This window comes from Nitrobacter sp. 62-13, assembly GCF_001896955.1.
In the GTDB taxonomy this organism is placed as follows: domain Bacteria; phylum Pseudomonadota; class Alphaproteobacteria; order Rhizobiales; family Xanthobacteraceae; genus Nitrobacter.
In genome coordinates this window covers 37391-44892 of the sequence record NZ_MKRN01000177.1, presented here as the reverse complement: position 1 = coordinate 44892, position 7502 = coordinate 37391, and the positions used below count along the sequence as shown (strand labels likewise).

Sequence of the window (7502 nt, the reverse complement as noted above, 5' to 3'; positions counted from 1 at the left end):
AGCATCGACGAAGCCGTCTCGCTGTTCGCCAAGGCTTCCGATCCGAAATATCTCGCCGGCGGTCACACGTTGCTGCCGGTGATGAAGCAGCGGTTGGCGGCTCCCTCCGACGTGATCGATCTTGCCGGGATCAGAGAACTGGTCGGCATCGAGGCGTCCGGCGGCACGCTCACCATCAGGGCGGCGACGACCTATTATGACATCATGACCAACGCCGATGTGAAGAAAGCGATTCCGGCGCTGGTGCATCTGACGTCATTGCTCGGCGATCCGGCAGTCCGTTACCGCGGCACCATCGGCGGATCGATCGCCAACAACGATCCGGCCGCCGACTATCCGGCCGCCGTTCTGGCGCTCGGCGCAACCGTAAAGACCAACAAACGGTCGATCGCAGCCGATGATTTCTTCAAAGGACTGTTCACGACGGCGCTGGAAGACGGCGAGATCATCACCGAAATCGCCTTCCCGATTCCGGAAAGAGCCGGCTATGCCAAGATGCGCCATCCGGCTTCGCGCTTCGCGCTGACGGGCGTATTCGTCGCCAGGACCAAAGCCGGCGACGTACGCGTGGCAGCAACGGGCGCGTCGCAGAACGGCGTGATGCGCGTCAGCGCCATCGAGGCGGCGCTCAAGGCGGATTGGTCTCCTTCGGCGCTGGACGCGATCAGGATTCCGGACGCCGGCATGATCGCCGACATTCACGGATCGGCGGCCTATCGCGCCAATCTGGTCAAGGTCATGGCCCAGCGCGCCGTCCAGCAGGCGAACTGACCCGATCCGAACTCCCAACCTTTCCGCGTTCACGTTCAGCGTGCGCCTTGCTGCGACCGTTTGGCGCTGTAGCTGCTGTTTCAAAAAGATGTATTGACTATCCATCTTAATCGCGCGAGTATTCATGCATGCAGAGTGATTCTTTACTTCTGGATTTGAGGATCGGTTGAAGGCGAAGCTCTTTCCGGCGGCCCATTGAGGCGACAGGAGCGGTCATGTGTCAGACAACTGAGGAAATTGATGTCGCCGAGATCGACTTCCGCAACCTGAGTCCGGCGCAGCGTCACACCAAAGCCTTTCAGATTGTTGGCGACCTGAGGGCAGGCGAGTCATTCGTTCTAGTCAACGACCACGATCCGATGCCGCTCTACTCTCAGATCCAAGCCAGTCATCCCGACGAATTCTCCTGGACCTATCTGAAGCAGGGTCCGTCGGTCTGGAAGGTGGAGATCGCCAAACAGTTCAAGGTGGCTTGACCCACGCAGCGGTCGGAAACGGCCGCCCTGCCACCTCGTCGACAAGGAGGATCTTCCGCAGAGATCGCTTGTCGACCGCGCCGGCGGCTCTCACTCCGCCGGCGCCTCCTTTTTCAGAGTTGGCACGGTGGTGTCCTCGCCGGCAAGGTCGCCATCATGTCAGGGAATATTCCAGATGTCCTCGGCATATTCCCGGATGGTGCGGTCGGACGAGAACCATGCCATGCGCGCGACATTGAGGATGCTCGAGCGGGTCCACTCCGGACTATGCCATTTCGTGTCGACGGCGCGTTGGGTACGGTAATAATCCTCGAAATCCGCTGACACCATGTAGTGATCGAGAAAACGCAACGCATGGGCGATCGGCGCAAAACGCGAAACGTCATCCGGCGAAAACACGCCGCGCTCGATGGCTTCGATCACACCGGCCAGCATCGGCGATGACCCGATGACATCGGTGGCCTCCAGACCCGTGGCGCGACGCCGGACAACCTCATCTGCATTCATTCCGAAGATGAAAATATTGTCCTCGCCGACATGCTCGAGAATTTCGATGTTGGCGCCGTCAAGCGTTCCGACTGTGATCGCGCCGTTCAGTGCGAACTTCATGTTGCCGGTTCCGGAGGCCTCCATGCCGGCAGTGGAAATCTGTTCGGACAGGTCGCTCGCCGGGACGATGATCTCGGCGGCGCTGACGTTATAGTTCGGCAGGAAGACAATCTTGAGAAGGCCCCTGATCGCAGGATCGTTGTTGATCATCTCGCCGATGTCGTTGATGAACTTGATGATCAGCTTGGCCTGCCGATAGCTCGCAGCCGCCTTTCCGGCGAAAATCTTGATGCGTGGCGTCCAGTTCCCGTCCGGATTGGCAAGGATGGCCTGATAGAGCGCCACCGCCTCGATCGCGTTAAGAAGTTGACGCTTGTATTCGTGAATGCGCTTGATCTGGACATCGAACAGTGCCGACGGATCGACGATGATGCCAAGGCGGCTGGCGATGACCTGGGCGAGCGCAGCCTTGTTGTCCCGCTTGACGGCCTGGAAGCGTTGCTGGAACGCGCGGTCATCCGACAATCGCTCCAGCATTCGCAACCGCTCGGGTTCGTCGAGAACCGCAGCGCCGCACGCATCCTGCAGCAGTGAGGCAAGTTTCGGATTGCATTGATGCAGCCAGCGGCGGAAGGTGATGCCGTTGGTCTTGTTGGTGATGCGGCCGGGGTACATGCTGTTCAGATCGGCGAACACGGTTTCACGCATGAGTTCGCTATGCATGGCGGAAACGCCGTTGATGCGATGAGAGCCGATGAAGGCGAGATGGCCCATGCGAACGCGCCGCCCTCCGGTTTCGTCGATCAGCGATACCGATGCGCTAAATCGGCTATCGGCTCCCGAATGCCTTTCCGCCGCCGCAAGATGGTCCACGTTGATCCGGTAAATGATGTCGAGATGGCGCGGCAGCATCCGTCCGAACAGTTCGACCGGCCAGGTCTCGAGCGCTTCCGGCAACAGGGTATGGTTGGTGTAGGAGATCGTCCTAGTGGTGATGTCCCAGGCTTCGTCCCAATCGATTTGATATTTATCTACCAGGAGCCGCATCAGCTCGGGAACGGCGAGACTGGGATGGGTATCGTTGAGCTGAATCGCCGCATGGGACGGCAGCGACCGGAGGTCTCCGTCGGTGTGCAGATGGCGGTCGAGGATATCCTGCAGCGAGGCGGAAACGAAAAAGTATTCCTGACGCAGGCGCAATTCGCGTCCCGCCGGCGTTTCATCGCTTGGATAAAGGAATTTCGAGATCGCTTCCGCCCGCGCCATCTCAGACATCGCGCCAAGGTGATCGCCGCTGTTGAATGTGTCGAGACGCATCGGATCGACCGCGCGCGCGGACCACAGCCTCAATGCATTGACGTGACGGCCGCGCCAGCCGACGATCGGCGTATCATAGGCAACCGCCTGAATGGTCTCATCCGGTATCCAGAGCGTATGGGTCGGCTTGCCGGGCTGTTCGATGCGGTCGAGACGTCCGCCATACTGGATGTCGAAGATCACGTCGCTGCGTTCGAATTCCCAGGGGTTTCCGGAGAGAAGCCACTGTTCTGGAAATTCTTCCTGCCATCCGTTTGAAACGATCTGGCGAAACAGTCCATGCTCATAACGAATGCCGTAACCTTGCGCGGGGATCGCCAGGGTTGCCATGCTTTCCATGAAACATGCGGCGAGCCGGCCCAGACCTCCGTTACCGAGCGCGGCGTCGGGTTCCACGTCGCGCAACTCGTCGAAATCGATGCCAAGATCCTCGATCGCGGTGCGGAATGGCTCGACCAGTGACATGTTGGTCAGGGCATCGGTCAGCAGCCGCCCGATCAGGAACTCGAGCGACAGATAATAGACGCGCTTGTCACCGTTGCTCTGAGCGGACCGATCGGATTGAAGCCATTGATAGACGATGCGGTCGCGCAATGTCAGTGCTGCCGCGATATACCAGTCGTAGATGTTGGCGTGTTTCACATCCTTCCCGGCCACCAGAATGATCTTGGACAGGATCGCGCTCTTGATCTCCGCGACGATGCCATCGTCTTCGGACTTGGCCGGCATCGACGGGTCATCGTCAAGGTTACGATCCTGCTTGGGAAAGAGTTTGAAGACCATCCTGTAATCCAGATTCTGTTTCTGCCGATAAGGCGCACGGTCGACCGCGAGTTGCCAGATTTCGGAAAGTTTAATGCTCGGTTCCATACGCAATCAATCGGCGGTCTTGTGGTTCTTGAGCCGAACCGTATCGCGGTTATTTCGCTTTTGGAACTTTTGTTTCAGCCGCGCCGCGCGACCGATTTCGGATCGTGTCGGCACTCGCCCCGCCAGAACGGCGATCGGAAGCCGATCAAACAATCGCTTGAGATCGAGTTTCTGGTCCATGACCGCCGGATGGATAAGAGACAAATTGTCGAGATCCACACACGCATTGAGGCTGTCAAACGTCGGCCACATCATGCCGGCATCCGTGAAAAGTGCAAAATGTCGCAGGGCGACGACAACGATGGCCTCGCTGTGGTGAGTGCGGCCAAACGCGATGACGTGGTGGCGATGCGCGCCTTCGGCGATCAATGGTCTGAAATCTCCATCAGCAAAGACGTTTGCATAACGCGTGCGCATGTCTAGCAAATGATGTGTCCATGCGAGCTTGAGGCGACCATCGGTCCAGCTCTCGGTGAGAGCTGACATGTCAGCGGCTTCGGAATCGAGAATGGCCTTGCGCGCCGTGAAATCCACCGGCCGACGGTTATCCGGATCAACCAGCGATAAATCCCACAGTTCGGTGCCTTGGTAGAAATCCGGAACGCCGGGAATCGTCGCCTTCAGGGTGATCTGGCTCAGCGAGTTCAACGCGCCGATCAGCGACGTGCGGCGTGCGAAAGTCTTCAGGGATCGAAGAAACTCGGACGATCGGTGTTCGTCCAGAATGCCGGCCAGAAATTGCCTGACGCCGGTTTCGTAGGTTGCGTCGGGATTGAGCCAGCTCGTCTGCAGCTTGGCCTCGCGGCAGGCCTTCTCGGCATAGGCCTGCATTCGCGCAACAAATGTGTGATCGATATCATCGAAGGGCAGGGCGCCGATCAGCGCCTGATACAGCATGTATTCGTCGGCGACGGACGGGCTGCGGACGCCGTTGTTGGTGGATACCAAACCCGCATTGAAGGTCTTCCATCGCCCGACCATGCTCGCCCATTCGCTCGACAACTCGGTCAGTGCGAGGATCCGCGTGCGGGCATCCTCGCCGCGCTTGGTGTCATGGGTAGCCGTGGCGATTAGTCCGTGGGTCCGGCGTCCGGCGCGATCGAGCATCTTTCGATGAAAGCCGGCGATATCGAGAGCCGGCGCGGCGGGATCTCCGCCGACCTCGTTGAAGGCAAGAAGGCGGTGATAACGATAAAAGGCGGTGTCTTCGAGCGACTTGGCCATCGTCGGCCCGGTGAACTGCTGGACTTTGAGAGCAAACCGGCGAACCCGCTGGCGGCTGTGCGGCGGTCTCCCGGGAGCAAGCAGATCGAGCGTCAACGCATCCTGCAGGAAATCAAAAATCCCGTCATCGGCGGCGAACCACTCCTGCCGCGCTTTGGCGATCGTTTCAGAGATGAGTTTCCGCTCGCTTTCGCTTGGCCCGGCCTGCGTGACATAGGTGCGGTAAACCGGAAAATGCAGGACAAACAACTCGAAGGCCTGGCGAAGACTATCGGCGGAATAGTCGCGTGTGGAATAGTGGCCCGCGGCGATGCGGGTCAGCAAACGCGTGAGCACGGTGAATTCGCTTGCGAGCAACGTCTCGATCACGCGTCGTTTTGAGGCGCGCAATACGGGATCGAAGGCGGGCGCGATATCGCTGGCCTGACGCCAGACTTCGTCGAGGGTCTCCAGGCCCTTCTCGTCGGCGAGAACCCGGGAAATGGCGTTCAGACACTCGTAACCCGTGGTACCATCGATACCGGCGAATTGCGGCGGCGCTTCGTGATCTCCGAGAATCTTTTCGATCAACAGATAGAACGGACGCCGATCTGGACCTTGCGCGTCGCGGATCAGTCGCCCCAGACGCCTGCAATACTGCGCAGGATCGTACAACCCGTCGATATGATCGAGCCGTAGCCCCTGTATCTTTTTCTCGGCAATCAATCGGCGGACGAGACCATGAATGCGGTCGAACGTATCGTGATCCTCGACGCGAAGTCCGGCCAGCGAGTTCACGTCGAAGAATCGCCGGTAATTGATTTCGCTTGTTGCAAGCTTCCAGTGAGCGAGCCTGTAGTGCTGTCGTTCCAACAGGTGGTGAAGGGCTTTGGTCTGCGCCGGATTGTCGGGGCCGGCCCGGTAGACCTCGAGGCCCTGATCGATAGCTGCCGCACCTCCAGCAATAGCGGCGATGTCGCGCTTGAGCGCTGATGCGCGCCCACGTCCGGGATTATCCCGACCGCCGTAGCGCTCGGAGATGGCGAGCAAATCGCTTCGGGCTGAACCCTGCGGAAGCTCGCCGGCGATTGCCTTGAGAATGTCACTGTAACGTTCCGGCGCGATCGGCAGCCGGTGTTCGAAATACCACGCCGAAAAACTTCCGTCCCGCGGATCGTATTTCAACTCGATCTCGCCTTGCGTGAGCGAAACGCCATAGGCTGCCCCCAAGATCGGAAGCAACAGTCCCGGCTTGGTGCGAAATGGAAGAACGTCCCAATCGATATCGAAGAACTCGGCGAACGCCGACTTCGGTCCCCATTCGAGCACGTCCAGCCACCAGGCGTTATCGGCATAGTGCACCCCCATATGGTTTGGAACGAAATCGAGAATCAGCCCCATCCCGTGAGCTGCCAAAACGGCGCTCAGTCGGTTGAAGCCGTCTTCGCCGCCGAGTTCGGGGCTGATGACGTTGTGATCGACGATGTCGTAGCCATGAGTGCTGCCGCGCCGCGCTTTCATAAACGGAGACGCATAGAGGTGCGTGATACCAAGCTTCTTGAGATACGGAACGATCGCCGCGGCGTCGTCGAAAGTAAAATGCGACGTAAATTGCAGGCGATAGGTCGCACGTGGAACGGCGCCGTCCATCAGATCGCTCCGATCGACCAGAAAACGGACCAGGCCGGCAAACGCGCGGGCGGCTCTTCACCCCAGATCATGCGGCCTCGTATCGGCGACGCATCGTTGGTGACGTTGTGATCGGAGATGTTGGCGCGGAGATGCAGGAGTGAACCATTGCCGAGGCGCCAATATGCCATCAGCAGGCGATCGTTCTTGCGGAGTTCGGCGGAGGCGAACGCTGCGTTGCCAAGATGCGGCATGAGTTCGTCGTGGCGAACGCGCAATAATTTCCTGATCAACGCATATCGCGGCGGGTATTGACCGTCTTTCGGCCACGCCAGGACCGCTGACTCGAACGTTGACTGCGCAAGGGGATCAGGCACGTTGTCCCCGAACATCTCGTAAGCCTCGGCGAATTCCCTGCGTCGTCCGGATCGCACCGCTTCGGCGAGGTCGCCTTTGAAGTCGCAGAAAAAAGGAAACGGTGTGGTCGCTCCCCATTCCTCGCCCATGAACATCAACGGCGGCATCGGTGCGAGCAGGGTGATCGCAAGCGCGGCCTCGATAGCCCTCGCGTCCGCGGTCCATTCGAGCCGGTCGCCCAGCGCGCGGTTACCGATCTGGTCGTGGTTCTGAAGGAAATTCACGAACGCGGCGGGCGGAAGCGCGCCGATCTGCTCGCCGCGAGAACGG

At 59.4% G+C, this 7502-nt stretch carries 5 protein-coding genes; 2 read left to right on the top strand and 3 right to left on the bottom strand.

The window, feature by feature from the left end; translation table 11 throughout:
* Positions 1-771 (top strand): xanthine dehydrogenase family protein subunit M (locus BGN91_RS12815; RefSeq protein ID WP_292613727.1); only part of this gene is annotated, 771 nt, incomplete at its 5' end.
* 215 nt (positions 772-986) lie between these two features.
* Positions 987-1247: a DUF2249 domain-containing protein gene (locus tag BGN91_RS12810; RefSeq protein WP_292613725.1), complete on the top strand. Its 261-nt coding sequence runs from the start codon at positions 987-989 to the stop codon at positions 1245-1247.
* 159 nt (positions 1248-1406) lie between these two features.
* Here BGN91_RS12810 and BGN91_RS12805 read toward each other — a convergent pair whose 3' ends face one another.
* The 3 genes from BGN91_RS12805 to BGN91_RS12795 all read right to left on the bottom strand — a co-directional run.
* Positions 1407-3896 carry a glycogen/starch/alpha-glucan phosphorylase gene (locus BGN91_RS12805; RefSeq protein ID WP_292613724.1) on the bottom strand — a complete coding sequence of 830 codons (2490 nt, stop codon included), beginning with the start codon at positions 3894-3896 and terminating at the stop codon, positions 1407-1409.
* A gap of 93 nt (positions 3897-3989) precedes the next feature.
* The gene (treY, locus tag BGN91_RS12800; protein ID WP_292613722.1) at positions 3990-6836 is read right to left on the bottom strand and encodes a malto-oligosyltrehalose synthase; all 2847 of its coding nucleotides are present in this window, start codon (positions 6834-6836) and stop codon (positions 3990-3992) included.
* On the bottom strand, positions 6836-7502 hold a 667-nt coding region (locus BGN91_RS12795; protein WP_292613721.1), incomplete at its 5' end, for a DUF3459 domain-containing protein. The genes treY and BGN91_RS12795, both read right to left, overlap by 1 nt.

Coding starts and splice junctions, on each gene's coding strand:
- treY (WP_292613722.1), bottom strand. CDS start 6,836: ATGGACGGCGCCGTTCCACGTGCGACCTATCGCCTGCAATTTACGTCG.
- BGN91_RS12810 (WP_292613725.1), top strand. CDS start 987: ATGTGTCAGACAACTGAGGAAATTGATGTCGCCGAGATCGACTTCCGC.
- BGN91_RS12805 (WP_292613724.1), bottom strand. CDS start 3,896: ATGGTCTTCAAACTCTTTCCCAAGCAGGATCGTAACCTTGACGATGAC.